Source organism: Psychrobacter fulvigenes, from assembly GCF_904846155.1.
Classification (GTDB): Bacteria; Pseudomonadota; Gammaproteobacteria; order Pseudomonadales; family Moraxellaceae; genus Psychrobacter; species Psychrobacter fulvigenes.
The window spans coordinates 2,318,318-2,345,256 of the sequence record NZ_CAJGZP010000001.1 but is presented as its reverse complement, the minus strand read 5'-3'; the positions used below and the strand labels follow the sequence as shown (position 1 = coordinate 2,345,256).

22 protein-coding genes are annotated in these 26,939 nt (G+C 44.0%); 6 read left to right on the top strand and 16 right to left on the bottom strand.

Going from position 1 to position 26,939, the window contains the following annotated elements:
• Nucleotides 1-103 precede the first annotated feature (103 nt).
• From hscA to JMX03_RS09870, 7 genes are all read right to left on the bottom strand, one after another.
• Complete coding sequence (hscA, locus tag JMX03_RS09900) at nt 104-1,984, bottom strand: Fe-S protein assembly chaperone HscA (RefSeq protein ID WP_201596496.1); 1,881 nt, start codon at nt 1,982-1,984, stop codon at nt 104-106.
• A gap of 251 nt (nt 1,985-2,235) precedes the next feature.
• Complete coding sequence (hscB, locus tag JMX03_RS09895) at nt 2,236-2,817, bottom strand: Fe-S protein assembly co-chaperone HscB (protein WP_201596494.1); 582 nt, start codon at nt 2,815-2,817, stop codon at nt 2,236-2,238.
• Between the two features lie 157 nt (nt 2,818-2,974).
• Nucleotides 2,975-3,295 carry an iron-sulfur cluster assembly protein IscA gene (gene iscA / locus JMX03_RS09890; protein WP_201574252.1) on the bottom strand — a complete coding sequence of 107 codons (321 nt, stop codon included), beginning with the start codon at nt 3,293-3,295 and terminating at the stop codon, nt 2,975-2,977.
• Between the two features lie 249 nt (nt 3,296-3,544).
• Entirely contained in the window at nt 3,545-3,955 is a 411-nt protein-coding gene (iscU, locus tag JMX03_RS09885) for a Fe-S cluster assembly scaffold IscU (RefSeq protein WP_201596492.1), read from the bottom strand.
• Nucleotides 3,956-4,119: 164 nt separating this feature from the next.
• The gene (locus JMX03_RS09880) at nt 4,120-5,346 is read right to left on the bottom strand and encodes an IscS subfamily cysteine desulfurase (RefSeq protein ID WP_201574254.1); all 1,227 of its coding nucleotides are present in this window, start codon (nt 5,344-5,346) and stop codon (nt 4,120-4,122) included.
• Nucleotides 5,343-5,855, bottom strand: coding sequence for an Rrf2 family transcriptional regulator (locus JMX03_RS09875; RefSeq protein WP_201596490.1), 513 nt, complete (start codon nt 5,853-5,855; stop codon nt 5,343-5,345). The genes JMX03_RS09880 and JMX03_RS09875 overlap by 4 nt, the downstream gene beginning before the upstream one ends.
• Nucleotides 5,856-6,331: 476 nt before the next feature.
• Nucleotides 6,332-6,976: a hypothetical protein gene (locus tag JMX03_RS09870; protein ID WP_201596489.1), complete on the bottom strand. Its 645-nt coding sequence runs from the start codon at nt 6,974-6,976 to the stop codon at nt 6,332-6,334.
• A gap of 437 nt (nt 6,977-7,413) precedes the next feature.
• On the opposite strand from JMX03_RS09870, the gene JMX03_RS09865 reads away from it, so the two are divergent.
• Complete coding sequence (locus JMX03_RS09865) at nt 7,414-7,686, top strand: HU family DNA-binding protein (RefSeq protein ID WP_201574257.1); 273 nt, start codon at nt 7,414-7,416, stop codon at nt 7,684-7,686.
• A 341-nt stretch (nt 7,687-8,027) separates the two neighbouring features.
• Complete coding sequence (locus tag JMX03_RS09860) at nt 8,028-9,902, top strand: SurA N-terminal domain-containing protein (protein ID WP_201596487.1); 1,875 nt, start codon at nt 8,028-8,030, stop codon at nt 9,900-9,902.
• A gap of 144 nt (nt 9,903-10,046) precedes the next feature.
• Here the strand turns inward: JMX03_RS09860 and purH are convergent, their stop codons facing one another.
• From purH to mrcB, 6 genes are all read right to left on the bottom strand, one after another.
• A complete protein-coding gene (purH, locus tag JMX03_RS09855; RefSeq protein ID WP_201596485.1) occupies nt 10,047-11,627 on the bottom strand; it encodes a bifunctional phosphoribosylaminoimidazolecarboxamide formyltransferase/IMP cyclohydrolase in 1,581 nt (526 codons plus the stop codon).
• Nucleotides 11,628-11,899: 272 nt separating this feature from the next.
• The gene (locus tag JMX03_RS09850) at nt 11,900-12,112 is read right to left on the bottom strand and encodes a helix-turn-helix domain-containing protein (RefSeq protein WP_201577160.1); all 213 of its coding nucleotides are present in this window, start codon (nt 12,110-12,112) and stop codon (nt 11,900-11,902) included.
• 289 nt (nt 12,113-12,401) lie between these two features.
• Nucleotides 12,402-13,523 (bottom strand): zinc-ribbon and DUF3426 domain-containing protein, encoded by a 1,122-nt coding sequence (locus JMX03_RS09845; protein WP_227695925.1) that lies wholly within the window; start codon nt 13,521-13,523, stop codon nt 12,402-12,404.
• A gap of 189 nt (nt 13,524-13,712) precedes the next feature.
• Nucleotides 13,713-14,639 (bottom strand): 50S ribosomal protein L11 methyltransferase, encoded by a 927-nt coding sequence (prmA, locus tag JMX03_RS09840; RefSeq protein WP_201596481.1) that lies wholly within the window; start codon nt 14,637-14,639, stop codon nt 13,713-13,715.
• A 153-nt stretch (nt 14,640-14,792) separates the two neighbouring features.
• A complete protein-coding gene (locus JMX03_RS09835; protein WP_201596479.1) occupies nt 14,793-15,623 on the bottom strand; it encodes a tetratricopeptide repeat protein in 831 nt (276 codons plus the stop codon).
• 93 nt (nt 15,624-15,716) lie between these two features.
• Entirely contained in the window at nt 15,717-18,197 is a 2,481-nt protein-coding gene (gene mrcB, locus JMX03_RS09830; protein ID WP_201574263.1) for a penicillin-binding protein 1B, read from the bottom strand.
• Nucleotides 18,198-18,551: 354 nt separating this feature from the next.
• Here mrcB and JMX03_RS09825 point away from each other — a divergent pair, with 354 nt between their 5' ends.
• Nucleotides 18,552-21,413 carry a heavy metal translocating P-type ATPase gene (locus tag JMX03_RS09825; RefSeq protein WP_201596477.1) on the top strand — a complete coding sequence of 954 codons (2,862 nt, stop codon included), beginning with the start codon at nt 18,552-18,554 and terminating at the stop codon, nt 21,411-21,413.
• A gap of 113 nt (nt 21,414-21,526) precedes the next feature.
• Here the strand turns inward: JMX03_RS09825 and JMX03_RS09820 are convergent, their stop codons facing one another.
• A complete protein-coding gene (locus tag JMX03_RS09820) occupies nt 21,527-22,249 on the bottom strand; it encodes a Bax inhibitor-1/YccA family protein (RefSeq protein WP_201596475.1) in 723 nt (240 codons plus the stop codon).
• Between the two features lie 300 nt (nt 22,250-22,549).
• On the opposite strand from JMX03_RS09820, the gene JMX03_RS09815 reads away from it, so the two are divergent.
• Nucleotides 22,550-23,554 carry an NAD(+) kinase gene (locus JMX03_RS09815; RefSeq protein ID WP_227677647.1) on the top strand — a complete coding sequence of 335 codons (1,005 nt, stop codon included), beginning with the start codon at nt 22,550-22,552 and terminating at the stop codon, nt 23,552-23,554.
• A gap of 54 nt (nt 23,555-23,608) precedes the next feature.
• Nucleotides 23,609-23,920 carry a YeaC family protein gene (locus JMX03_RS09810; protein WP_201596473.1) on the top strand — a complete coding sequence of 104 codons (312 nt, stop codon included), beginning with the start codon at nt 23,609-23,611 and terminating at the stop codon, nt 23,918-23,920.
• Nucleotides 23,921-23,982: 62 nt separating this feature from the next.
• Here JMX03_RS09810 and JMX03_RS09805 read toward each other — a convergent pair whose 3' ends face one another.
• Nucleotides 23,983-24,930: an IS256 family transposase, variant Zn-binding type gene (locus JMX03_RS09805; RefSeq protein ID WP_455233745.1), complete on the bottom strand. Its 948-nt coding sequence runs from the start codon at nt 24,928-24,930 to the stop codon at nt 23,983-23,985.
• A gap of 176 nt (nt 24,931-25,106) precedes the next feature.
• On the opposite strand from JMX03_RS09805, the gene JMX03_RS09800 reads away from it, so the two are divergent.
• Nucleotides 25,107-26,423: an IS4 family transposase gene (locus JMX03_RS09800; protein WP_265090475.1), complete on the top strand. Its 1,317-nt coding sequence runs from the start codon at nt 25,107-25,109 to the stop codon at nt 26,421-26,423.
• Nucleotides 26,424-26,505: 82 nt separating this feature from the next.
• Here the strand turns inward: JMX03_RS09800 and JMX03_RS09795 are convergent, their stop codons facing one another.
• The gene (locus JMX03_RS09795; RefSeq protein WP_227677648.1) at nt 26,506-26,880 is read right to left on the bottom strand and encodes a HopJ type III effector protein; all 375 of its coding nucleotides are present in this window, start codon (nt 26,878-26,880) and stop codon (nt 26,506-26,508) included.
• Nucleotides 26,881-26,939: the final 59 nt, after the last annotated feature.

The window sequence follows — 26,939 nt, the reverse complement described above, 5'->3', positions numbered from 1 at the left end:
GATGCTAATCAATTAAAAAAATGAAAACTGAGAAATATAAAAGGTGAGCTTAGTAGGATGGCTAAGCTTAATTCTCAAGTATAAATATTCCTAGATGTATTTGTTACCAATCTTGAGCAATGGTACCTGCCATGCTGGCTTTGACGCTCTGATTCATAATACGTGCCGCAAAGGCGTCACTATAAGGCTTTAGCTTGGCTTGCTCTGCTTCGATAACAGTTAAATCATCAGTGCTTAATGCGGTTTGTAGTGCCTGCATCTGCTCAGTTAATGATTGCTGCTCATCAGAAGATAATAGGGCGGCAAACTCTTTTAATGCAGATTGTAACGCGAGCACTTCACGCTCCGCTTCTACTTTGGTCTCAATCAAAGAGCGCGCATTTTTATCTTCTTCAGCATGCTGGAACCCTGCCATAAGCAGTTGCTCTTTTTGCTCATCTGACAGTCCATAAGAAGGCACAATCTCAATTTTGCTTTCTGTCTTGGTAGTGGTTTCTTGCGCACTAACGGTCAATTGACCATTGGCATCAATACTAAAAGTCACCTCGATGCGGGCAAAGCCAGCTTTCATCGGTGGAATGCCGTATAGCTCAAAGCGCCCAAGCGAGCGGTTGTTTTCAACCGTTTCGCGCTCGCCCTGTACCACGTGAATCACCATGCCAGTCTGACCATCTTGATACGTGGTAAATACTTGACGCTTCTTAACAGGGATAGGAGTATTACGTGGAATAAGTACTTCAACTAGGCCGCCCATGGTCTCAAGACCGAGCGATAATGGCGTTACATCTAATAATAAAAGATTGTTGTCACTATCACCATTGACCAATTGATGCGCTGTTTGGGCAGCACCTAAGGCGACCACTTCATCTGGGTTCAGACGGCAAAGTGGCTGCTTAGCAAAAAACTCAGTGACGACTTGTTGTACAGCAGGCATACGCGTAGAACCGCCAACCAAGATAACTTCATCTAAATCTTTAATCTCAAGCTTGGCATCACGTAGAGCTTGTTCACAGACGCTGAGCGTACGGCGGTTAACTGGTTCTGCAATAGCGAGCAAATCTTCACGACGTAGTACACCTTGATAAGACTGCTCATTGACAGTAATATCAATATCAACTTGTTCAGCGTCGGTCAGTGCTTGCTTGTAGGCTTTGGCTTGCTGTGCGAGTATCGATTTGTCATGGAGGCTCACATCTTTAGGGTTGATGTTCAATTGCTTGATAAGCCAATTGGTCATCAGGCGGTCAATATCGTCACCACCTAAGGCACTATTTCCACCAGTTGCCAATACTTCAAAGACGCCATCAGTCAGCTTTAGGATAGAGACGTCAAAAGTACCGCCACCCAGATCATAAATTAAGTAGTAGCTTTCTTTATTGCCATCTTGTGAAGGCCGGTCGAGACCATAGGCGACTGCTGCCGCGGTAGGCTCATTTAATAGACGTAGGACATTAATGCCTGCCGCTTGTGCCGCGTCTTTAGTCGCTTGGCGCTGCGCTTCATCAAAGTAAGCTGGTACAGTGATGACAGCCCCTTCGATGCTGTCAGCAGGCAATGCGCTAGCTGCACGTTGCTCGAGCGCTGCTAATATACGTGCGGATACTTCGACAGGAGATACTTCGCCCTGAGCCGTCACGAATGCTGGCATAGCATCTTTGCTGCCACTTAGCTCATAAGGATGAGAGAATTTGATATCAGCTTGGCTACGGCCCATAAAACGCTTAGCCGAGATGATCGTATTTTTTGGATCATCCGCTAAATGGGCTAGGGCATCATAGCCAACTAGTGGATTGCCTGTACTTGGATAATAGACAACAGAGGGTAATAAGGTATCTGTCGTTGCGCCTGCTTCTAGGACTTGCGCCTTGCCTGAACGTACCACTGCGACCAATGAACGTGTGGTACCAAGATCGATTCCCAGACCAAAACGATGCTGGTGAGGTTGAGCACTTTGATTGGGTTCGGCAATTTGCAATAAAGACATAAGATAACTCAAAGATAAAATTAAAGAGATAAAATGAATAAGTGAAATGAAGCAAAGACGACATACATACCATTAAAGCTTAACTACTTTGTTCTCACGTTGAAAACAAAGAAGGTCAGCGATCAATAGTGCTTAAAACAAGGGATTATACGATATCGCAGCTGCTATTTTAACTGTCATTGGTGAATAAAAATCAAACTCACTAGGCTTGTAGTTTCTAAGCATTAATAGCTGAACTCAGCGATACGCAGTTAAACATATAAATCATCGTCATCTGAATGCTCAGCAGTCGCTAGATTATCGAGACCAATAGTAACGTCAGCGTTTAACTTTACTAAAAACTTCAACTTTTGCGTCGCATCAATCGCCGTTTGCCAGTCTTGATTTTGGTAGGCAGTGCTAAAACGCTCAGACTGTTTGGCTAAGCGTCCTGTAATCTGCGGATGTAGCTGTTGTAAGGTCGCACGGTCTTTGTCCTCAATCGCTTCGTCTAGATCAATACGCATCTGCATCGCATCTTCTAAAAATTCTAAGTCTGCGATTGAATGTTCTAGATTTTGCGCTTGATCTGCCATATCTAACAAATAGCTAGCGCGGCTATCAGGCTTACTTAGCGTTTGATAGGCTTGGTTAATGAGTGCTGAAGCTTGCTCAGATTGTTTTTGCGCTTGTGCAGTATCTGACACGTTTTTTACGACATTATCAGGATGATAGCGTTTTTGTAGCAGACGTAGATGCTGGTCGAGACTGTCTTGACTGACTTCAAACTGTACAGGCTGCTCAAATAGGGCAAAGAAGTTATCAAACTGTGCTTCTGCTGTGATGTCTGTCATATCATACGCCTTGCTTTTTTATTGGTAATTTCAAAATTTTGTCTGGCTGAAGATTTGCTTGCGAACGGATGTACAGCACTGAGCTAACGACAGTATTAGTCGTTCGTCACTGCCTGATAGTAAAAGATCATGCTATAAACTCAGAAGCGTTAAGTTATTAAACTGTAAAGGACTCACCGCAACCACATTCGCCTTTTTTATTTGGGTTAGTGAACTTAAAGCCTTCGTTCAATCCTTCTTTTTCATAATCCATTAACAAGCCATCTAAATATACCAAGCTTTTAGGATCAATAAAGATACTGACATCACGGCTTTCATAGCGTGTGTCATTTTCGTCAGGCGTATCTACAAACTCTAAAACGTAAGCCAAGCCTGAGCAACCGGCTGTACGAATGCCAACTCGAATACCTTCGCCTTTACCGCGATTGTCCAAAAAATCTCGAACATGCTGAGCGGCGCGTTCTGTCATTTCAATCATGCCAACCCCTACTGATTATCAAAATTAATAATGATATTTTAATACAATTCTCTATGAACAGTCCTGTTTAAACTGGCAACTGATGAAATATATGATTGCCACAACAGTCTGTGAATAAATTTTTAAAAGCAAAAGGTGACAATTACATAAGCGTCATTGTCACCTCTTTAGCGTTAGTAGCTTCGAGAAGGGTTCTCTACTGCGCTACTACAATATAGCTTTATGCTAATAGTTTCTACGCTAACAGGCTTAGCTCGTCGCTTCTTCTGTTGCTTCAGCAGCGCCATGCTTGCCTTTGTAGTCGCTAATAGCGGCTTTGATGGCATCTTCTGCAAGTACAGAGCAATGCACCTTTACTGGTGGTAATGCAAGCTCTTCTGCGATGTCATTGTTTCTGATTTCGCCAGCTTGATCTAAGCTTTTACCTTTTAGCCACTCAGTCACGAGCGAGCTTGAAGCAATTGCTGAACCGCAGCCGTAAGTTTTAAAGCGTGCATCTTCGATAATACCGTTATCATCGACTTGGATTTGTAGACGCATCACATCGCCACAAGCTGGGGCACCAACCATACCAGTTCCAACGTTTTTGGCATCTTTATCAAGATTGCCGACGTTGCGTGGATTTTCGTAATGATCAATAACTTGGTCACTATAGGCCATGGGGTTTTCTCCTAGTTAGATGATGAGTAGTCAGTTACTGACTTTGAATGTCTCACTACTCATCGATAATTGGGGTCAAACATTCAGTTAATAAAAACTGTCTTTGTCATTGTCTGATCAATTGTTTAATGGCTATGTGTCATAACCATGTCGCTTTTTTAATTTTAGTGCTCAGCCCATACGACTGAATCTAAATCTACGCCGTCTTGGTACATATCCCAAAGTGGTGATAGGGCACGTAATTTGTCGACTGCTTCATGCATTTGCTTGATCACTCTGTCGATATCTTCTTCAGTCGTATAACGACCAAAGCTAAAGCGAATCGAGCTGTGTGCTAACTCGTCTGGGCGACCGATAGCGCGTAATACGTATGATGGCTCAAGCGTTGCTGATGTACAGGCTGACCCTGATGATACTGCTAAGTCTTTTAGCGACATCATCAATGATTCGCCTTCAACGAAGTTAAAGCTGATGTTCACAATATTAGGTACGCTATTTTCAAGATCACCATTTAGGTAAGTCTCTTCGATATCTTGTAGGCCGTCCCACAGTTTTTGGCGCAGTTTTGCTGCGTGTGCATGATCTTCTTCATAACGCTCTTTAGCCAAAGCAAATGCTTCACCAATACCAACGATTTGATGCGTCGGTAGTGTACCTGAACGCATGCCACGCTCATGTCCACCGCCGTGCTGCTCTGCTTTTAGACGCACACGTGGTTTACGACTGACGAATAGGGCACCGATACCTTTAGGGCCGTATGCTTTGTGACCTGAAAAGCTCATCAAGTCGATTTTCATCTTTGCAAGATCGACAGGTACTTTACCGATAGACTGTGCACCATCTACATGGAAGATAACGCCAGCTTCACGAGTGATCTCACCAATAGCCGCCACATCTGTGATTGTGCCAAGCTCGTTGTTCACCATCATGAGTGATACTAAGATGGTATCGTCACGCAGAGCTTCTTTAACTTGCTCTGGCATGATTAGGCCAGTAGCGGCTTGTGGCTCAAGGTAAGTAATCTCGTACCCTTCTTGCTCAAGCTCTCGGCAAGTATCCAGGACGGCTTTATGCTCAATCTTACTAGTAATGATGTGCTTGCCACGAGAGTGGTAAAAATGCGCAGCACCTTTAATAGCTAAGTTGTCTGACTCTGTGGCACCAGAAGTAAAGACGATCTCACGTGGATCGGCATTAATTGCTTCTGCAACTTGCTGACGCGCCGTTTCTACTGCTTCTTCTGCTTGCCAACCGTAGCCATGTGAGCGCGAGGCTGGGTTACCAAAGATACCATCTACAGTCAGATACTCGCTCATCTTTGCAGCCACCGATTTGGCAACTGGCGTAGTGGCAGCGTAATCTAAGTAAATAAGGGAGTTATGTTGGCTCATGCTGGGTTTGCCTCGCTGGTCGATAAGGTAATAGTGTTAATGTCTTTCAAAGAAAACTCTTTTGTAGAAGATAGGTGCTGACGTAATGATACGGACTGCACACTTTCTATATCTAATAATTGCGCTAATGTTATATTTTTCAAGTACTGTTCGATATGATTGGACAATGCGCACCATAAATCATGGGTTAAACACATTGCGCCACCTTGACAGTCACCACGTCCTTCGCACTGCATAGCATTCACTGATTCGTCAACGGCAGATATAATGCTCATCACATCTATCTCATGCAATGGCTTGGCTAGATGATAACCGCCTGCAGCGCCACGTATACTAGTGACTAATCCACGTTTGCGGAGTTTGGAGAACAGCTGCTCAAGGTACGAAATAGATATAGACTGTCGTTTGGCAATATCAGATAGAGAGACCGCGCTGTCTTGTTGGCTGGTTTGTAACGCCAAATCTAGCAATGCAGTAACGGCATATCTACCTCGAGTAGTTAAACGCATAAAGTATCTCCAAGCTGATAAATGATAGGCTAAGTTCAATCACGAGCTTATTATCATAATTTGGGTCGTTAAGCTGAACTTTACAGATATCAACCCTGCTAATAAATCTAAATTAAGTAATTCTAATATTACCGCTGTCAAACAACAGGTGAATAACCTGATATGTGCTGCGATAGAGTCATTATACTTAATCCCGAGTAATTTAGTCAAGATTGAAATGTCGTTGAATGGTTAATCTTATCTATCACCATTATTAATAGAATCAAACCATAATATTTATACTGAAGAATATAGATAAATACAGATGGGCGGCTGATGATATATGTAGTTAGAAGATAGGTATAGAGGATGGCTCAGCAAAAGGCTCAACAGCTAGCTGGTATCGTCATTTTAATATAGCCATTGAGCGCATAAAAAAAAGATGAGCAGCTACTTGCCATGATAGGTGCATGACTACATGACTAATAGGTACATGACTAGTTTATAAATAACGCTATAAGAGCGATAATCGCAATCACTATGGCAACTACAGCAGAAATGGTCAATGTCTTTTGTTTGCTTTGTAACTCTTTTACAGTGGTTTCAAGCTCACGGTTTTTGATAGTTAAGGTGTTGATTTGAGTTTGCTGTTCTTTAATACGTAGCTTGTATTCATTTTTTTTCTCTTCCGTTTCTTCAGCACTGGGCTTGTTCTTGCTATTACCACCTTTAAATCTCTTGATAACGCTCTGAATCAGGCTGCCCATGCCCAGTTGCATAATGAACTGTTTCAGCTGCTGTACTTGGCTGACTTCACCGCGCATTTGTAATTTATCGGTGGCATCACTGCCATGAGAGGTGATGGCATTTAATACCTGGATACTATAAGCATTAATGACAATGTCAGGCTCACTACGATCAGCAGGTAATTGAGCGTCTAATAACACACCTTTGTAGCTGAAAGTTGCAAATACTTCCACATGAGGTAAATATAATCGTAAGCAGACGACAGTACCTTGCTTGGCAAGAGGATAAGCGGCTTTACGTAACTCAGGATCTAAGCGCAATACGAGCGTCAATGCTGACTCAGCGAACACTAAGATGATATTAAGAAGAGAGTGAGATAACGTAGAACGCTTCATGTAAATAATCCATTTTATTGGGCAAGTTATAAGTAAAAATAATATCTAGAAGTAATATGTGGCACAAGGCGACTGATAGCGTGGAAATTATAACGCGTATATCATAACGTCTTCATTATAAAAAGTAACGCATATAGATGTGCTCATTGGTAAATAATTGAGATTTACCAATTGTTTTGTAAATTCAATACAAGTTTATATGTTAGGCGATCATTGACAGTTGAATTGCGTAACGTTAAGTGTTAAATAAGTAAGATAGGCTACGAAAAAATGTAAAATCACTTGCGCTCCTTATGTAGCCTTGATATAAAGGCGTTAATAACGCAAAATCTGTAAATAAAGACATTGAGATTTGTTTTTATTGCTTAAATACTCTGAGGGCGATACAATGCCTGACGTTAGCGTTTATTACAGCCCTTAAACTTGAAGGAAATTTTATGAATAAGTCAGAATTGATTGATAGCATCGCAGACAAAAGCGGCCTAAACAAAACACAAGCTGGTGATGCACTAAATGCAGTAATGGAAAGCATCGGCGAAGCTCTAGAAGCTGGTGATAGCATTTCATTAGTTGGTTTTGGTACGTTTAGCGTAAAAGACCGTAAAGCACGTACTGGCCGTAATCCTAAGACAGGTGAAGAGCTTGCGATTCCAGCAAGCAAAGTACCAAGCTTTAAAGCCGGTAAAAACTTAAAAGAGCGTTTAAACTAAGCGACTCTTTGCTTGTAAATATAAGGTTGCCGTTTAAGTTTTAAATGGCAACGCAAGCAGTAAAAAAGCATCTTTTAATAAAGGTGCTTTTTTTATTGCCAAAATTTGTATGTTAGTAGTGTGAATATTTTGAGTCTAAGTCAAAAATCACGTATCATAGGGCGCGCGTGACGCTGCTATTTACATAAGTTGTGTATGTATAAAAAACACTCACTATATGTATCAACTGAATATAAGTGTAGATAGTACGGATGTCCCTCACCACTCCACTGCAGGCTTAAATAATATTGGCTGTGTTGCAATGGTTTTTCATCAATTTAGCTTAAAAAGTAGAAATAATTATGGATAAATTGCGCGATTTTTTAAAAAGCTGGCCTGGTCGCATTTTATTGATTCTATGCCTATCACCACTCGCACTCTTAGGTATCGAAAGCTATTTTCAAGGTGGGGTTGATCCTAATCAGGTCGCTCAGGTAGGTGAGGCAAGTGTAGGGCTGTCAGAGTATCAGAATGCTGTTAATAGCCGACGCTCTGAGATACTAGAGCAACTCGATGATGCCAGTTTATTAAACGAAGATGTGCTGCATGAGCAAGTGCTCAAAGGCCTCATTGACCGTACTTTGCTTGAACAACAAGCAGGCAAGCTTGGGATGACGGTGTCTGATGACACAATCAACCGCCTGCTACTGCAAGAAGAGATCTTTAAAGATGAGAATGGTGAGTTTTCTAACGAGCAGTTTTCATTCTTTTTGCGTCAGCGCGGCATGACTAAAGACCAGCTATTTGCTGAATTTCGCAATCAGCTGAGCCTTGATCAGCTTAATGCCAGTATTGTCGGTACGGCCATTTATCCAATGAAAGCTGTCAACCAGTTGATAGACTTGCAGCTAGAGTCACGTAATGTTTGGCTCCAACGGTTTAACTGGCAGGATTATCAGCAGCAAGTTAATCTGACTGATGCTGATATACAGACTTATTATGATGCCAATAAAGACACGCTCAAAAGTGATGCTATGGTAGATTTGGCTTATATCCAGATCAGCCCATCGACGATCAAGGTTGATGATATCACCACAGAAGAGCTGCAGCAGCAATATGAGGCTTATAAACAGGGACTGGCTGTCGTCGATGAGCGTCAGCTTAGTCAAATCCTAGTAACGGGTGACGGTGCCAAGGCACGTGCTGAAAGCATCAAAAATCGTTTAGATAAAGGTGAGTCATTTACAGCACTTGCGCAAGCTGAGTCAGATGACCCATCTGGCGAGACGGGCGGCGCCATTGGACGCTTTAATCCATCAGTGTTTGGTGATGACGCTGCCGCTGTTGAAACGGCGCTTCAAGGTTTGAGCGTGGGTGACGTGACAGCACCTATTAAAACCAGCTTTGGTTATCAGATATTTATGATAACAGAAGACAGTGGTAATAAAGTGCCTACTATGGAGAGCATGCGTGAGGAGCTTACCGCTAAAGCTAAAGAGTATAAGCGTCAAGCAGTCTATGCGGATAAAGTAACTGCAATCAATGACTTGGCAGCGGATGGCTTTAGTATCGAGGATATCGCGCAACAAGAAAACGTAGCACTTAAGCGTATCAAAGACTACCTTAAAGAAAATAATACCTCAGCGTTGTCACAACCAGCGGTGATCAATCAGGCCTTTGATGAGTTTACGATTCAAGATCAAGCCGTCACAGCAGGTATTGAAGTAGGAACGGGGACGGTATGGGTACAACCGAGTAATTATCGTCCGACCAAAATCCTCGCCTTGACAGCAGCAACGCCAAGAATCACACAGATATTGCGTCAACAAAAAGCCAGTGCACTGGCGCTCAAAGATGCCAAGCAGTTAGCCGCTAATATTAAAACCCCTGCTGATATCAGTAAGTACTCAGCAAGCTTGCAAGCATTGGGTGAGGTGAGTCGCCAGAATGCTTTATTAACAGAGAAAGAACGTAGCCTAGCATTTAGTACCCAGGCTCCTGAGAATGGTATTGTGGCATTAGCCAGTGAAACAGAAATGGGCGCCAGTGTGCTAGTCGGTGATCGCATCGAGACACAGCGCCAGTCACAGCTATCTGATCTTGAAAAGTCGCAAACAGCCAATATTATCCGTGATAATTTAGGGCAAGACCAATTACAAGATTATTTAGACTATCTACGTTTGGTCTATAAAGTTGATATCAATGAAGCCAATATGGCTGGCGCACAAGGTCGCTAAAGGCCTGTCGCTAATGACCCAGTACTTAATGCTTGTTTGACCGATATCAACCCACAGGAAAGCCGCATAAAAAAAGCCACTGTATTTTATACAGTGGCTTTTTTAGTGGACAATCTTTATTTTAATGACGATTTATCGATCAGATTAGTGACGGAAATGACGCATGCCGGTGAATACCATCGCAATACCATGTTCGTTTGCCGCAGCAATGGTCTCATCGTCGCGCATAGAGCCACCAGGCTGAATGATAGCCGAAATACCAACGTCTGCAGCATTGTCAATGCCGTCACGGAACGGGAAGAAGGCATCTGAGGCCATGACAGCACCTGCAGTCGCCAGTCCAGCGTGCTCAGCTTTGATAGCAGCGATACGTGCTGAGTTGACACGGCTCATCTGACCTGCGCCGACACCGATCGTGCGCTGATTTTTACCATAAACGATGGCATTAGATTTGACATATTTTGCCACGTTCCAAGTAAATAATAGGTCAGCGATCTGCGCTTCTGTTGGTTGTACGTCAGTGACGATTTTTAGCTCATTAGCAGTGATTAGGCCTAGATCTTGCTCTTGTACTAGCAAGCCACCATTGACACGCTTATAGTCGAGCTGTGTTTGACGCTGATCGGGAGCAGGCAGTTCGCCGCAAACCAACACACGTACGTTTTTCTTGCTGGCAGTTATTTCTAGCACGCCTTCTTCAATGCTAGGAGCAATGATGACTTCTACAAACTGGTTGTCGATAATGGCTTTGGCAGCCGCGGTGGTCAGCTGACGGTTAAAGGCGATAATGCCACCAAAAGAAGACTCAGGGTCTGTACTAAAGGCAGTACGGTAAGCGGCAACCTGATCGCTATCAACTGCGACACCACAAGGGTTGGCGTGTTTGACAATCACACAAGCAGGAGCGCTAAAGGCTTTGACACACTCAAGGGCAGCATCGGTGTCAGCGATATTGTTATAAGACAGCTCTTTCCCTTGTAGCTGTTTAGCTGTTGCAATAGACGCTTGTTGGCTACGACCTGGATGATTCTCCACATAAAAAGCCGCTTGTTGATGCGGGTTTTCACCGTAGCGTAAGTCTTGGACCTTATCGAGCTGTAGATTCAATGTGCGTGCATAGGTTTCTGGCTGCTGAGTCTCATTGACGCGGCTACCTAAAAAGTTAGCAATCATGCCATCATACTGGGCAGTATGTTCAAAGGCTTTTACGGCTAAATCATAACGTAGAGCCGCAGTTAGCTGGCCATTACCTGTCAAGGCTGCAATGATACGTTCATAATCAGCAGGATCAGTGACAATACCTACGTGGGCATGGTTTTTAGCAGCAGCACGTACCATAGTAGGGCCACCGATATCGATGTTTTCGATGGCATCTTTCATGGTAACGTCAGGGCGAGCAATCGTTTCAGCAAATGGATAGAGATTGACCACGACCAGATCAATACGATCAATCTGATGCTCGCTCATAACTGCATCATCCGTACCACGACGTCCTAAGATGCCGCCGTGAATCTTTGGATGAAGCGTCTTGACACGGCCATCCATCATTTCAGGAAAACCAGTATAGTCTGATACTTCAGTGACCTCTACGTTGTGTTCTTTAAGTAAACGATAAGTACCGCCAGTAGATAGCAGACCAAATCCTGACTGAATCAATCCTTGAGCGAATTCTACGATGTTGGATTTATCAGAGACCGAGAGTAGAGCAAGCGGTTTTGTACCCATAAAAACAGTTCCATAAAAAAAGCCTGACATAAATGTCTGGCAGGATAGTAATGGCAATCATAGCTGTCATTGGTTCAAGCTATGAGTCACCGAGCATAGTAGTGATAAAAACGAGGAATGATGCTTCATTATCAATTGGCAGTATTCATCGATATTTAAATACTGCCAATTGATTTTCTAGATTTTAGGACTGCTATGATAAAACATCTGGCGAGTTTACACAAAACCCTAGGCCATTTTATGGTGTAAATATGTATGTTTTTTTAGATAAACTACATTAAATGGTAAGTTTTCATTTTTTTGCGTAGGGTGCCGCGGTTGAGACCCAAGATTTGTGCGCACTTTGTTTGATTGCCGCGGGTTTGCTCAAGAACCACAGTCAATAACGGCAGCTCCACTTCTTTTAAGATAAGCTCATAAAGATCTGTTGGAACTTCATCACCCAGCGCTGCAAAGTATTCACGAACCACACGTTCGACGTGCATACGTAATGGAGCTTGTGGATCGATAGTTATCGGTGCGGATGTGTCGTCGTAAGAGTGGCTGTCGCCATGATCTGATTTATCAGAATGAGATTCTACATTAGGAGAGGTTTGATAGTGGTTATTCTGGTGATCGCTATCCAGACTATGATGGTCAGGATGAGTATAGCTTTGGGCAAAACGGTTGGCAGAGATGTGTGCGCGGTGTGCCATAAGGTGATGTCCTCAAGAGTGACGAGAATGCAGTAAGGTATTCTGTTCAACACGCTCTAGCATTTGTCTTAATAGGGTATTAATAAATAGGGTCGATAGTAATTTCACGGATTTGTTTTTGAGTAATTGGAATAGTGAACATCAAAGGTTTGATTTGTTCGGCTGTTAGTAGGTTTTGCGGGCTAGCCAGATAATCGCCTGGCATTGCAATGAACTCGCCAATCAAACTATCGGCGCCATAAATACTCACTTTCAGACTTGGTAGCAGCTGCGGTTGTAAGCTTTGATTGACCAACCATGCCTCAATGTCACTAAATTGATCAGCAGCTTTGATATTACTGGGTTTGACATTGAGGTTGGTGATATTTAATGTCGTTAAATCAGCACTAGGTAAACTACAAACGGCAACCGCACAAACGGCTTGCAAGCGTGCTGCATGGTCTGGATCTTTGATCAAGGTTTCTAGATTAAAAATAACATACTGTGCAAATAATAGCATTACCAACACCAAACAACCACTCAGCCATAATATTAATGCAGCAGGGTGTTGAGCTTGAGCTTGTACTGCAGGGCTTTTAGAATGAGTGGTGTTTGTTCGTTTTGAGCTAAGCGCTGTAATGTTGCTAGGTTCTGGCACACCCATATTGGTCAATAGTTGCGATAAGTCAGTATCAGACGCTGGTGCTGAGCTCGTGGAGCGACTCATACTTTTTTCATCAGTAACCACTGCATGGTTAGTAGGTTTTTTTGACTTGCGTACTGTCGTAGGCGTTTTTTTGTGTGTTGTAACTGTAGATGTATGATTAGATGGATTGCTTTGAGAGCGAGAGCTTTGAATTATATTATCTATTGATGCCGAGTTGGGCTGTGAGAGCCATGCGTCCATCTCATCTAGAGAGTTATCTTGTGCATCGTTATCTTGCATCTGCGCATGCGGCATATCGTCATGAGTCAAAGTATCGGAATCTAAAAAGCCGCTTTGTTGAGTTGCTTTTTTTTGTGTATTGACTGTCGTGGATTTTTGCACAGTGGCGGTTTTAGCCGACGACTCACTCTCTGTCTCTATCAGATGCTCATTCACCAAAAACACCTGCTGGCAATTGCCACAACGCGCTTTCGCCTGCGCCTTGCTCAGTTGAGCTGGCGCCAAACTAAAAAGCGTATGGCAAGTGGGGCATTGGGTTTTTATAAGTGAGATCATGTTTGCAAAATCCAAAAAGATACGGCAATAATTATCACGCACTCACTCACCAAAAGCTGTCTTACCCCCTATATACCGCTATTTTTTTAAGCGAATATTTATTAAACAGGTATAAATAAGAAAGGGAAGCAGTATGAAGCCAGTGAGCTTTAACTGATTCCCTATCGTAACATATGTAAAGAAGTGTAGCTAGTATGTAAACTTACCTGACAGTCGTTGCCAATGTTGATCTTCTTGTGCAGTAAAAGCATGCTTGGGATCAAGAGCAAAATAAGGCGCATAAGCTGCACTTACTTGCTCTGTTTGCGACTCAATCAGGCCTGCCAAAACAATCCGACCTTGGGGTGCCATTAAGGTGGCAAAGTAAGGCGCTAGACCAATCAGCGGCTTGGCTAAAATATTAGCAACAATGACATCAACAGGTATTACATCATGTTGGGCGCAGTAGTCAGTAAAGTCCTCTGGTAAGAATGCCTTAAGTCGCCCAGCAACATCATTACGCTCGGCATTTTGATTGGTTGCAAGTACTGCTTGTGGGTCAATATCTACCGCGTAGACTTGTTTTGCACCCAAGAGGAGTGAGGCGATACCTAAGATACCTGAACCGCAGCCATAATCGATGACTACTTTATCCTTTAGGTCTTGCTCGGTGAGCCAGTCTAAACACAAACGCGTGGTCGCGTGATAGCCAGTGCCAAAAGCAAGACCTGGATCCATGATGATATTGGTAGCATTTAAATCGGGAGGCGTCAGCCAGTTGGGCACAATCCATAAATTATTAGCGCATTCAATCGGATGATAATGTGACATCCACTCACGCTCCCAGTCTTTGTCATCAACGGCTGATAGCCAAACACGACTGGCTTGTACTTGCGCGGCAATGTCATGACTTAACTGCTCAACAGCCTGTCGACTACCAACCTCAGTAGTGGCATCAAACAGACCCGTCAGTATGACCTCATCCCATAAAGGCGACTCGCCAGGTAAGGGTTCAAACAAAGGCTGATCGCCTGCATCGTCTAGTGCAATAGAGAGTGCGCCTGCTTCTAATAACAGCGCTTCTGCAAGATCGACGTTTGCTTTTTCACATTGTAGGTGCAGTTGTTGCCATGCCATAAAAATAACCTTAATTGAGTTTAAGTTAGAGAGTTGAGCTTAAATTAGACAAAGAACAATATATAAAAATTAATAAATCTAAAGCAATAGTCGCCAGCATTGCTATGACCAGCGACTATTGCTTTAAGTTGTTCAAAGCTTAAAGTGTTGCAATTACCTAAGTGCTTGTTGAGCTTCACGCACGACGCGCGCATTGTTCTGCTGTTGTCCTGAAACTAAGATGAGTTGCCATAGTGCACGGCGGCGGTTGGCATCTTCGGAAACGGTTAGGCCACGACGTGCCATCGCTTCTGCTTTGCGTGGTTGATTTTTCTTTAATGCCACTTGTGACAGATAAAAATATACTGCTGAGGATCTTGGTGCTAAGCGCTGAGCACGGGTAAAGCTGTTTTCTGCGGCAGTCAAATTACCCGCTTTGAGTTGGTTGGTGCCCGTTTGCATCAAGCTGCGAAATGCTGGCAGGTCGCTTTGACTGCTGGTAGTGTTATGACTTTGCTGCTGCGAGTTCTGACGCGCACGCTCTAGCAGGTCACTATGTGATGGTGTTGCTGGCGGCTGTGAGATTATATAATCGTCACGCGAAGGTCTGGGAAGCGGCTCATTCGGGATAACTATCGGTGGTTGAATGGTTGGAGACGGTTGAATGATTGGCGTCTGCTGAGTTAAAGGATTGGTACTTGTCGAGGGTTGCTCAGTACTAGGAAAACCTTGTGACCCAGGATAGCGCTGATAGACAGGTGCATTAGCTGTCTCGGCAGGCGGTATGTAAGGCTCAATAGGGTAGTCGGCCGCCTGTTCAACCTCATTAGCTGCTGGCAGGTGAGTAGTGGTGGCGGTACTGGTATGAGGGGGCGTTGAATAAGGAGCCGTCTGACAGGCGCTTAGCACCAAGGTACTCATGAAGGTGCCTAAAACGAGAATAGGCGTAGCACTTAGTTTGCGCCCTTTAGCTGCTACTAACTGTTCGTTGATAGATAATGCCATGCCAAATCCCTTATTCTAAATCCTAGATAATTTTAAATACCGCTATATGCTGATAAACAATCCATTCATCTTTTATCAGCACCATTTGAGGTATTAGAACCATTCAAGTGCTCGATCATACCAAGTGTCCGCACGCTCTTGGGCAGTACCTTCATCTGCTCCTTGCTCATCTGGATTAATCACCTCACTATTGGGTATCTCTAATCCTTCACGTTGGCGCTGCTGATTCAGACTACTTTGTTCACGTTGCCACTGCAACTGATCGCGGGCTTGCTCTTGCTGATATAAAGCGAGAGCACAGCTACTGGCCTCTGTTGGTAAGTGCGCTGACATAACGGGCAAATATCGTGCAGATTCACAGCGCTCATGAGACAGTTTACCTGAGTTGTTCTCAAGCCATAACCATTCAATACCTTCAGGCTCAGGCATAGATACTGGGGTCAGCCTTAAGCGTTTCATATAATCAACCCACACTGGTAATGCACCAGTACCACCGCTCAGGCCAATGGGCTTATTATCATCACGGCCAACCCAAACCACACTGACGTAGTTACCGCTATAACCTGCAAACCAAGCGTCGCGGTAATCGTTGGTTGTCCCTGTTTTTCCCGCCAGATTCAAGTTGCTACCGAGTGATTGCACACGTCTAGCGGTACCGTTTTTTACCACTTGCTGTAGCGCATAATTGGTCAGATAATTGGTCTCAGGCGGGATGCTACGCTGGGTATTCAGCCCTGTGCGCTGCAAGATACGTCCACGATCATCAATGACAGTACGGATACTGTGAATAGGGGTGCGAAAACCGCCTGTGGCAAAGACTTGGTAGACGCCGAGCATATCCATCGGGCTTAAGTTAACCGAGCCTAAAAGTACTGATGGATACGCAGGAATTTTTTCTTCAACACCCAAACGGCGTAGCTGCTTGGCAAATGTATCTACGCCAAACTCCATTCCTAAGCGAACGGTACTTTGGTTATAAGACTTTGCTAGGGCAGTGGTCAAGGGTACATAGCCATGATCACGGCCGTCGTAGTTCTTAGGATTCCATTTACTGCCATCTCCTAAATTGACCGTAATTGGTGAGTCATCAACAGGGCTGGCCAAGTTATAACGACCGCTTTCAAGCGCCGTCATATAGATGACAGGCTTTAAGAGTGAACCCACTTGACGCTTTGCATCGACAGCGCGGTTAAATCCAGTAAACTCGCTGCCACTACCGACTACGGCGACTAGCTCGCCAGTTTCTGGATTGGCACTGACCAAAGCCCCTTGTAAGTCTTTGGTTTTGCTACCGCGGCGTCGTAGCTCACCAAGTTTGTTATCAACTGCCTTATTGGCTGCCAATTGCGTAATAGGGTCGAGCGTACTGATGATAATCAGACCTTCGTTTTTTAGGTCATCAGAGTAATAAACTTCATTGAGCTCACGTTTGACGATATCCAGAAAGTCTGGAAACTGACTCTTTCCTTCTACTGGCTTATCGACCACATCTAAGGGTTTGGCAATGGCAGCGTCATACTCTTCTTGAGACAGCATGCCAATGCTGAGCATATTATTAAGTACCACATCACGGCGTGCTTTTGAATCATTTGGATGGCGACGTGGGTTATAAACACTTGGTCCTTTTGCCATGCCGACAAGCATTGCTTGCTGATCCAAACGTAGCTCCTTCAGTGGTTGATTAAAATAAAACTGCGAAGCCAAACCGAAACCATTGATAGAGCGGTTGCCATTTTGACCAAGATAAATCTCATTGAGGTAGGTTTGCAAGATTTCATCTTTGCTATAGTGCAGCTCTAGTAATACTGCCATCAAAGCTTCATTGGCTTTACGTTTTAAGGTGCGATCAGAGTTTAAATAGAAGTTTTTGATCAGCTGCTGGGTGATGGTCGAGCCACCCTGCATAGAGCCACCAGAGAAGTTATTGAGCACAGCACGAGCAATACCGCGTACGGACACGCCTTTATGCTCATAAAAACTACGATCTTCAGTCGCAATCAGGGCATCAATTAATGGCTGCGGTACGTCATCTAAAGAGACGACCAATCGGTCTTCATTGCTATCTGGATAGATACCACCGATACTTACTGGCTCAAGACGAATGATGCCAGATTCTGCAGGCACAGTGCTTTGTATGGACTGCACCATATTGTCAGCAATGGTCATCTTAATGACTTGCGCTTCATCGACATCATTTGCACTGTAGCTAAAACCACGCGTGTGGATATAGTAGGTGCTGCCTGACTTATGGTAGCTGCCCGTACGATTATAATCTTTATTGCTGCGATAATTGAGCAGCTCAAGCCAAGTCTTCATGGCGTTATTATCGACTTTGGCACCTTGATACAGCTCTAAAGGCTGTGAGTATACCTTGGCAGGAATATCCCAGCGCTTACCTTCAAATTTTTGGGTGATGGTACGATCGAGCTTGAGCAAATACAGTGCCAACAACACCATGCCAGCGATGACAACGATTAATAAGAGACTGCTAAATACAATGCCGCGCTGCTGCGATGGCAAAGTGCTTATAGCAGATCTAGGAAGCTTTGACTGAGTAAATTTGGGTTTTTGCACTGATGTTGCACCGTTTTAACATAAAAAAACTGACTCATAATGACGCAAATTGATTAAATTTTCAATCTCTCATCATCTACGCAGTCATTCAGGAGTGTTGAGCTGTGAAAGTGTATACTAAGCACAGCATTTATCGTCACCATATTATATAACTTATTAACGCTTTTAATTCGATGAGCGAGTGCCATATAAGATAACAATCTATCATTATGATAACGATGTTTTTTGTGTGGATTAGCAGCGGTTATTCTACCAATCGTTGCTAAGTTATTGTGATTTTTGCATTTTATTAAATCCAAGTAATGTTTGTGCAACACCGTATATCCAAAGTCAGTATATCTAAAGGAAGTAAGCGTGACTATTTCTAGTAGGTCGTCCAGTGCCTCGTCATCCGTGTCAGCAAATCCAGCATCATCTTCTTATGAAGACAACTCCATTACTGAAGGTCTGGTATTACCGCGCGCTGGTCACTGTTTCCACTGCGGCGATCCAGTACCACAGCCGCCGTTTCATACCGAGATCTTGGGCTTGCCGCGTGAGATGTGCTGTATGGGCTGTCAATTGGCATCGCAAAGTATTGTAGAGGCTGGTCTCGAGCAATACTACCTTGACCGCTCTGAGATTAACCGAACAGCAAGCTTGCCAACGCAGCTCACTCGTCTCGAAGCTTATGATCATGACGAGATAAAGTCACAGTTTGTCTATGCGCAGGATGGTATGTCGGTTGCGGAGCTGTCTGTCAATAATTTGCGCTGTGCGGCCTGTACTTGGTTGATTGAGTCGCGTCTAGATGAGCTAGAGGGGATCAGTAAATGTCAGGTGAACTTGACCAATCAGCGTATGCGCGTGATTTGGGATGAAGACAAACTGCCGATTAGCCGTATCTTAGGTATTATCAATGAAATTGGTTATGAGGCGAAACCCTATCGCCAAGACACCCATGAGGCCATGCTAGCGCGTCATACCAATCAAATGCTACTAAGGCTCGGTATCGCTGCATTGGGCTCGATGCAAGCGATGATGTATTCTGTGGCGATTTACCTTGGTAACTACAGCGACATGTTGGTCTTTCAGCGTGACTTTTTGCGCTGGGTCTCTTTATTCGTCAGTACGCCTGTATTCTTTTATGCGGGAATACCTTTCTTTACCTCAGCGTGGTCAGCGATTCGCGCCCGTCAGGTGAATATGGATGTGCCAGTCAGTATCGCTTTGATTGTGACCTTCTTTGCCAGTCTTTATGCCACCATTACGGGGCAAGGGGAGACGTACTACGATTCGGTCAGTATGTTTATTTTCTTCTTATTGGCAGGACGTTATATTGAGCATAATGCGCGTCTAAAAGCCGCCACCATGGCCAATGATTTGGTGGTGATTGAACCAGTCTTGGTACAAAAAATTGCTGAAGACAAAGACGCGGCTGAGCGTGTTTTGCAGCAGCTACAGCAAAACTCTGTTAAGAAAAATGCTGTTAAGCAAAATGAATCTGATCAGGTAAACCAAGATTCTATTAATCAAACTGCTAACAATACAGACGCTCAAGACCAATTAAACACGACGCCAGAATCCCTGCCAAACTTTATGCAGAGCATGGATGCCAATATTCACAAAATAACCACCCGTATTGCACAAGACTGGCAACAGAAAAGTAGTCAATCAGCCTCTCTTTCAAAATCAGAGCAGTCTGTAGAAGAAAAACACATGGTGACGGCTCATAGCTTGCAAGTCGGCGACATTATTATGGTGGATGCTGGATCTGAAATTATCAGTGACGGTATTTTGCTTAGTCCAACCGCGACTGTCTCACAAAGCTTGCTGACGGGCGAGGGTGACTTGATTATCAAAGCCCAAGGCGACTATATCGTTGGCGGTGCGCAAAACGACAGTCAGCCGTTTGAAATGCTGGTCACAGCCTTGCCAGAAGACAGCCAAATAGGCTTGATTGATAGACTCATGAACCGCGCCATGAGTGAAAAGCCAAAGCTCGCCCAGCAAGCGGATAAGCTGGCACGTTGGTTTGTCGCGCGGGTTTTGGTACTGTCGGTCTTGGTATTTATCGGTTGGTATATCGTCGATCCAAGCCAAGCGATTTGGGCAACGGTAGCGGTGCTAGTGGCCACTTGTCCTTGTGCGCTGTCACTGGCCACGCCGATTGCTTTGACCGTCTCCACCAACCGTTTGGCCAGCTATGGCTTTTTGACTACTCGTGGACATACCCTGCAAACACTGGCTGAGATTACGCATGTGGCTTTTGATAAAACGGGTACTCTGACTTATGGTAAGCCCAACTTATTAAATATTGAGCTAACAGACTTTGCTCGTCAAAATAACACGGAAGACTTAGCTTTGGCTGCACAAAAAGATCAGCTATTAGCGATTGCGGCGGCGCTAGAAGTAGGCAGTCGCCACCCTATCGCTCATGCGCTGCTCACCGCTGCTTATCAGCTACACCTACCACCTACTCAAGCGTTGCGTCATCATCCTGCAGGTGGGGTAGAAGCGATGATTGAGGGTGTGCTATACCGGATTGGTCATGCGGATTTTGCTTTAGATAGAGCGAACAGCGACTTTAATGAGGATAACGATTTAACCATTGATTTGGTTGCCGAGCGAGCCAGCTCAGCAGTGGTGTTATCTTGCCAACAGAGTCAGTCAAAATCATGGCAAGCACTGGCTTGTTTTTACTTTAACGATAGGGTGCGTGATAGCGCCAAATCGATGCTTGATGCGCTCAAAGGCATGGGCATTGAGCCTATTATGTTGACAGGCGATCCAAGTCCGCAAGCACTGGTGATGGCTGAGAGCTTGGGCATGCAGGCTGCTTATAATAGTTTGTCACCGACAGATAAGGTCAATCATATTCAAAAACTGCAGGCTGAAGGCGGGATAGTGCTGATGGTTGGTGATGGCATCAATGATGCACCCGTACTAGCCGCAGCGGATGTCTCGACCTCGATTGCTGGGGCAGCCGATTTGGCGCAGGTTTCTAGTGACAGTATCATATTGAATGGACAAATCGAAGCCATTACTGCTGCCAAGCGTATCGCTGACAAAACCGAACGTATCATTAAGCAAAACTTTCGCTGGGCACTCGCTTATAACGGTAGCGTATTAATACCAGCGGCGCTAGGCTATGTACCCCCTTGGCTTGCTGCTATCGGGATGTCGTTAAGCTCGTTGTTAGTCGTATTAAACGCCTTACGTCTAAAACGTGCCTAATTTAAATAAGCCATTCGTTGCATCCATGATTAGTTACACCCATAAAAAAAACCGCCTTTTGCTAAAGGCGGTTTTTGTTTTTATGCAAAGCTTTTATGAGACAGTTTAATGAATTAGTCTTGCAGATAGCTGAGCAGGCGCATGAATTCAATGTACATCCACACCAGCGTTGCAAGAATACCAATACTAAATAGCCATTCGTAGTCTTCAGAAACGCCCATCGCAACTCCGCGATCAATGTTATCGAAGTCTAATAATAGGGTGAAAGAGGCGATAACGATGACAAACAAGCTAAAGCCAATGGCAATAGCACCACCTTCGAATAGGAAGGGTAAGCTTGAACCAAAAGCTAAAGAAAGCACCCACTGCGCAACGTAAACGAGCATAATGGCAATAATCGCCGACGTCACAATTGAGCGGAATTTTTCAGTCACTTTTACAAAGCCAGAACGGTAGAGTCCTAGCATCACTGCTGCTGTCACGAAGGTTGCACACATAGCAGTGACTGGCACGCTTGGGTACATTCTCATAAAAAACAGCGAGATACCGCCTAAAAATATGCCTTCTAGTAACGCGTAAGGTACGGCAAAGGTCTTGGCTTTTTGTGGTTTAAAGGTAATAAAAACTGCTAAACCAAAGGCAGCAAACATACTACCAAAGGCCGCCATCGTAATGAAACCCTGCGATAGACCTGCCATAAGCGCATAAAAGAAAAAGCCCACACCAGTGATCGCAGATAATCCAAGTAATAGACTGGTCTTTTGAATCACGCCCTTGACCGTCATTGGATTCCCGCCGATCGCAAGCTCTGCGCGACTGACAATAGGATTGGCCATATATATGTCCTTAATAAAATATAAATAATTTAGATGCCAGCTACTTTAGCAAAACAGCCATTATTGTCAACTGTGTTTACGTGACAGCCATCAAGGCTTCACGAGATTATTGAGTCGCATATTGACAGGTAGATAAAGGGCTGCTGCGTCGCCAGAAAAATACGTCTAAAGATGACGTATGATAGCTGATATATGGGGTCAATTACGACAGTTAACAACGATAATTGATAAACATGCTAGTCTAAGCGCTCATTTATCGCTATCATTGCGCTGTACTTTAAAGTTATGTCGAGTCGTTTTATGGAAAACTCAGCGCAGTCAGAAAGATTGCCACATCTACATCAATCAGAGCTTTTTCACGCTATCAAAAACCCTGCTTTTCGCCGTATTGGTCTGATGGGGCGTGCAGGAAAACGCAGTGTCACCCAAAGTCTTGTGCAAATTGCCCAAACCATCAATGAGATGAAACTGACGCTGATTATGGATGTGCAGACGGCCAACTTGCCTACTTTAGACCTGACCGAAATTGAATCAGTTAAGATCGTCAAACGTAGTTTGATTGGCGAAATTTGCGACTTAGTCATTGTGGTAGGCGGTGATGGCTCCATACTCCATGCTGCAGAAGCACTTGCCCGTTACCGAGTGCCTGTATTGGGAGTTAACCGTGGTCGTTTGGGGTTTTTGGCTGATGTAAAGCCTGATGAGGCCGCTTTTAAATTACGCCAAGTATTGATGGGTGATTATCAGCTGGATCATAGGTTTTTATTAACGATGGAGATACGTGAGGGCCGAGAGATTATTCATCAGGATATGGCGCTCAATGACGTGGTATTGCATGCAGGTAAGTCTGTGCATATGATTGATTTTCAAATGAAAATTGATGGACAGGATGTTTATCGCCAGCATAGTGATGGTTTGATTGCAGCGACACCCACAGGATCAACTGCTTATGCGCTCTCTGGTGGCGGGCCTATTATCCATCCGAGCATGGATGCCATCTGTTTAGTACCCATGCATCCGCATACGTTGTCTAGCAGACCGATTGTGGTCAGTGGAAACAGTGAGGTCTGTATTAGGATTCACGAAGACAATCGTACCCAACCTATGGTCAGTGCTGATGGCAAAGCAAGTATGCCCTTGGAGCAGGATCAGCGTCTGTATATCCGCAAACATCCAGACAAGCTAACCTTGCTGCATCCTCCAGGATTTGACTTTTATGAAGCGTGCCGCACTAAACTGCACTGGAATGTGCATGCCGAAGAGTTTAGCCTTGATGACGATGATGATAGTATTGATGATGAGTAAACATATCTTTTATATGAAAATGTCACATAAAAACAGCGGTGGAGAGTAGGTAACATGGACAAACAAACAATATTGGCAAGCTTAACCCCAGAAGTGGTCGAGAAGTTTCGTGTCGCCATTGAGTTAGGTAAATGGCCTGATGGTAGACGACTAACGGTCGAACAACGTGAGACTTGTATGCAGGCAGTCATGGTGTGGGAGCACGAGCACTTACCGCCTGCTGAGCGTACAGGTTATATTCATAAACCTGTCAAAGAGGATGGCTCTATCGTGGGTGCTGAGTGTGATGTGGAGCACGAACATCACTATCCAAATATGCCCAATCCTAAAGGCGCAATCCAGCCAATCAAGTTTATTGATAAATAAGGTGTAATGGACAAAATTCATGCTAAAAAGTAGAAGGTAGTCGCTAATGGACATAATTCATGCTATTTGCGTGACTTTGAGAGTAAAAAGTCTTTAATAAACCGTAACTTACGGTGCTCATTTAAGCCATGATGACTGTGTAATTGCCGCTTGAGCTTACTAAATAAACCTTCAAGCGTATTGGTTGTATTTGGTATATCTAAGTGCTCATATTCTTGATAAGTAAACAACCAATCACTGTTGGTTCGCAGGCTACGATAAGCACTTCTAAGACGCTTATGCGTGTACCAAGTTCTACCCGTATCCTCATTGGTACTACGTTCACTGAGATAGGCTTCGTAAGTCAGGTACCAGTGATCTAAGCACTTTATGAACGCGGCTTTATCAAGCTGTGTTAGGGTCAAAGTAAGCTGCCTAAGCTCAATGCTAGCGATATTCTTAGGGCGACGAGTCAGGTAGCGAGTCACTATTTGTATCTGATGAAACTGGCACATCTGACAAGGAGTACTGGTAAATAGCGTTCTAAGTCCTCGTCTACCATCACAGGTGATGCTTTGTATATCAATGCCTAGCACCTTTAAGTAATCAACCCCTTGCTTATAGGCACTATTGGTTTCATGACTGACTATAGCGTAATGGAGAACCATTCTAGTGGCGTTGTCCATAAATACCATGAGACCAAACCCACGGCCAAAATAGGTCGTGTCCATGATGATATTAGCACGCTTAGGTCGTTTGATTTGGTACTCAATACTCACTTTGTCTAAGCGTCTTTGAATGGTTTTAAGACTACAGTGGTACTTGTCAGCCAGTTGTTTATACGTCTGTTTCCCTTGCGTATATTCAGTCCAAAGCATTTGGTTATTGAGTCTTGTGCCCCCTAAAAACTGCCGTTTGCAAGATAGGCATTGGTACTGTTGTTTGCCTAGTTTGCGTCCATTCTTTTTAGTGTGTTTATTACTACAAAAAGGGCAGTTTTTTGATTCATAGCGTTGATTCCTTGCAAATATAGACAGTATATAGCGTTAGACCCTACACCAGCATGAATTTTGTCCATTACACCATAAATAAAGATGTTTATAAGCCATAAAAGTCAACAGAAGAAAAGCCACGCTATATAGCGTAATGCCAGTCAGTTAAGGCAAAAACTCAATAAAAGTAATAAAATAGCCCATCTAATAAGTAGATGGGCTATTTTACTATGAGACTACAAGACGCTATTAATGAGACGCATAAAAGGATTCCAGACACCCTAGAACAATTTAGTGAATTAATAGACCCTGAGTGGATACAGCAAGCTTTAGAGTATACCGGCAAGGCGAGCATTAGAAGGCGTAAGCTACCTGCCGAACACGTTGTTTGGATAGTCATCGGCACAGCTTTATATCGAAACCGTTCAATTTGGTATATCACAGAGCAGATGCGGCTTAATATAGACTCACAGGCCTGCGTACCCAGTGCAGTGGTACAAGCAAGACAACGCCTCGGGCATGAGCCTCTAAAGCAGCTATTTCATCAACTAAGTGCTCACTACCAAACAGAATCACGAGCCCAGCAGCAAGACTTTATGGGACTTAGCGTCCAAGCTGTAGACGGTGTCGTATACTCACTACCCTATACTGATGAGAACCTTCAGTACTTTAGTTCAAGCAAAGGCAGAACTAAAGAGGCGCCCTATCCCCAAATGCGTTCGGTATGCCTGATCAATACTGACACGCATGAGATCATTGACACAACCCTTGGAGATATGGGTCAAGGAGAGATCACATTAGCCCGTCAGCTAAATATTCAAGACAACAGCATTACGCTCTTTGATAGAGCCTATTTCTCAGCAGACCTACTGATTAGTTGGCAACAAACCCATCCAAACAGTCACTGGCTCATGCGGGCTAAAGATAATCTGCGTTACACTGTGATTGAAACCTTTAGTGAAGGGGACTACTTGATACAAATGCCGGTTTCTCCCCAAGCTCAAAAGAAAAATCCAAACCTACCCGATACTTGGCAAGCTCGATTAATTGAGTGTCGTTATGAGGGTAAGATAAGACGATACATCACCTCTTTAATAGATGATAAACGCTTTACTAAGGATAAAGTGGCACAGCTGTACTTGCAGCGCTGGGAGATCGAGATGGCTTTTAGGGAAATTAAGTCTGATCTACAGCAGGGGCTGTTGTTAAGAAGTAAGCTGCCACAGCTTGTGTTACAAGAGTTCTGGGGGCTTATGATTGCTTATAATCTGATAAGACGTTTGATGCGATATATGGCAGTTAGAGCTAAGGTTAGCCCTCTACGAATTAGCTTTCATATGGTGTCTATTACGATTGTTGATCTTTTACGGTTTGCGCCTTTACAGGCTGCAGGACTCTTCCCTAAGTTGTTAGATGCAGTTTTAGAGGAAGGAAAATTGTTTGTCATTCCTGAACGCAGAAAGCGATCTTGCCCGAGGGTGGTTAAGGGTAAACCACAAAAATATCCCAAAAAAAATACCAGTCGGCCTTAACTGACTGGCATTACGCTATATAGCGTGGCTTTCTATTACGGTCGTTGTTACTGCAGTCTTGATCAGGTTGCCTATGTATCAACTATAGCGCAGTAGTATCTACACTTGGACGCTCTGTAAGAGGGTTGTTTTCCATCAAAAACCCTTGCCAGCCCCAATGCAAAAAGTTGCGAATATTGGCATGATCTGTACCTTTCGGTGTTGCCTGTACCTTGGCGTAATGCTCACCGAATAGCTTCAGGGTATCTAATTGGTCTAGACCATGCAGCTTTGCAAAGCCAAAAATCTTGGCACTGCCCTCGTTTTCGCCAGCTTGGTTATGTACCATGCCATTGACAAAGGGTACGGGTGTGTAGCGATAGAAATCATCAATAAAGCTGATGACATCATTGAATCCAATGGCTTTTTTGTTCAAACCATTAAGTAGAGCCGATATGTCTGATTGGCGGATACTCATAAGTAAGTGACCTCAAAGCAAGTTAAATTAACGATTAAAATAATCTTCGTCATCAAATG

Coding starts and splice junctions, on each gene's coding strand:
- hscA (WP_201596496.1), bottom strand. CDS start 1,984: ATGTCTTTATTGCAAATTGCCGAACCCAATCAAAGTGCTCAACCTCAC.
- hscB (WP_201596494.1), bottom strand. CDS start 2,817: ATGACAGACATCACAGCAGAAGCACAGTTTGATAACTTCTTTGCCCTA.
- iscA (WP_201574252.1), bottom strand. CDS start 3,295: ATGATTGAAATGACAGAACGCGCCGCTCAGCATGTTCGAGATTTTTTG.
- iscU (WP_201596492.1), bottom strand. CDS start 3,955: ATGGCCTATAGTGACCAAGTTATTGATCATTACGAAAATCCACGCAAC.
- JMX03_RS09880 (WP_201574254.1), bottom strand. CDS start 5,346: ATGAGCCAACATAACTCCCTTATTTACTTAGATTACGCTGCCACTACG.
- JMX03_RS09875 (WP_201596490.1), bottom strand. CDS start 5,855: ATGCGTTTAACTACTCGAGGTAGATATGCCGTTACTGCATTGCTAGAT.
- JMX03_RS09870 (WP_201596489.1), bottom strand. CDS start 6,976: ATGAAGCGTTCTACGTTATCTCACTCTCTTCTTAATATCATCTTAGTG.
- JMX03_RS09865 (WP_201574257.1), top strand. CDS start 7,414: ATGAATAAGTCAGAATTGATTGATAGCATCGCAGACAAAAGCGGCCTA.
- JMX03_RS09860 (WP_201596487.1), top strand. CDS start 8,028: ATGGATAAATTGCGCGATTTTTTAAAAAGCTGGCCTGGTCGCATTTTA.
- purH (WP_201596485.1), bottom strand. CDS start 11,627: ATGGGTACAAAACCGCTTGCTCTACTCTCGGTCTCTGATAAATCCAAC.
- JMX03_RS09850 (WP_201577160.1), bottom strand. CDS start 12,112: ATGCACGTCGAACGTGTGGTTCGTGAATACTTTGCAGCGCTGGGTGAT.
- JMX03_RS09845 (WP_227695925.1), bottom strand. CDS start 13,523: ATGATCTCACTTATAAAAACCCAATGCCCCACTTGCCATACGCTTTTT.
- prmA (WP_201596481.1), bottom strand. CDS start 14,639: ATGGCATGGCAACAACTGCACCTACAATGTGAAAAAGCAAACGTCGAT.
- JMX03_RS09835 (WP_201596479.1), bottom strand. CDS start 15,623: ATGGCATTATCTATCAACGAACAGTTAGTAGCAGCTAAAGGGCGCAAA.
- JMX03_RS09820 (WP_201596475.1), bottom strand. CDS start 22,249: ATGGCCAATCCTATTGTCAGTCGCGCAGAGCTTGCGATCGGCGGGAAT.
- JMX03_RS09815 (WP_227677647.1), top strand. CDS start 22,550: ATGGAAAACTCAGCGCAGTCAGAAAGATTGCCACATCTACATCAATCA.
- JMX03_RS09810 (WP_201596473.1), top strand. CDS start 23,609: ATGGACAAACAAACAATATTGGCAAGCTTAACCCCAGAAGTGGTCGAG.
- JMX03_RS09800 (WP_265090475.1), top strand. CDS start 25,107: ATGGGCTATTTTACTATGAGACTACAAGACGCTATTAATGAGACGCAT.
- JMX03_RS09795 (WP_227677648.1), bottom strand. CDS start 26,880: ATGAGTATCCGCCAATCAGACATATCGGCTCTACTTAATGGTTTGAAC.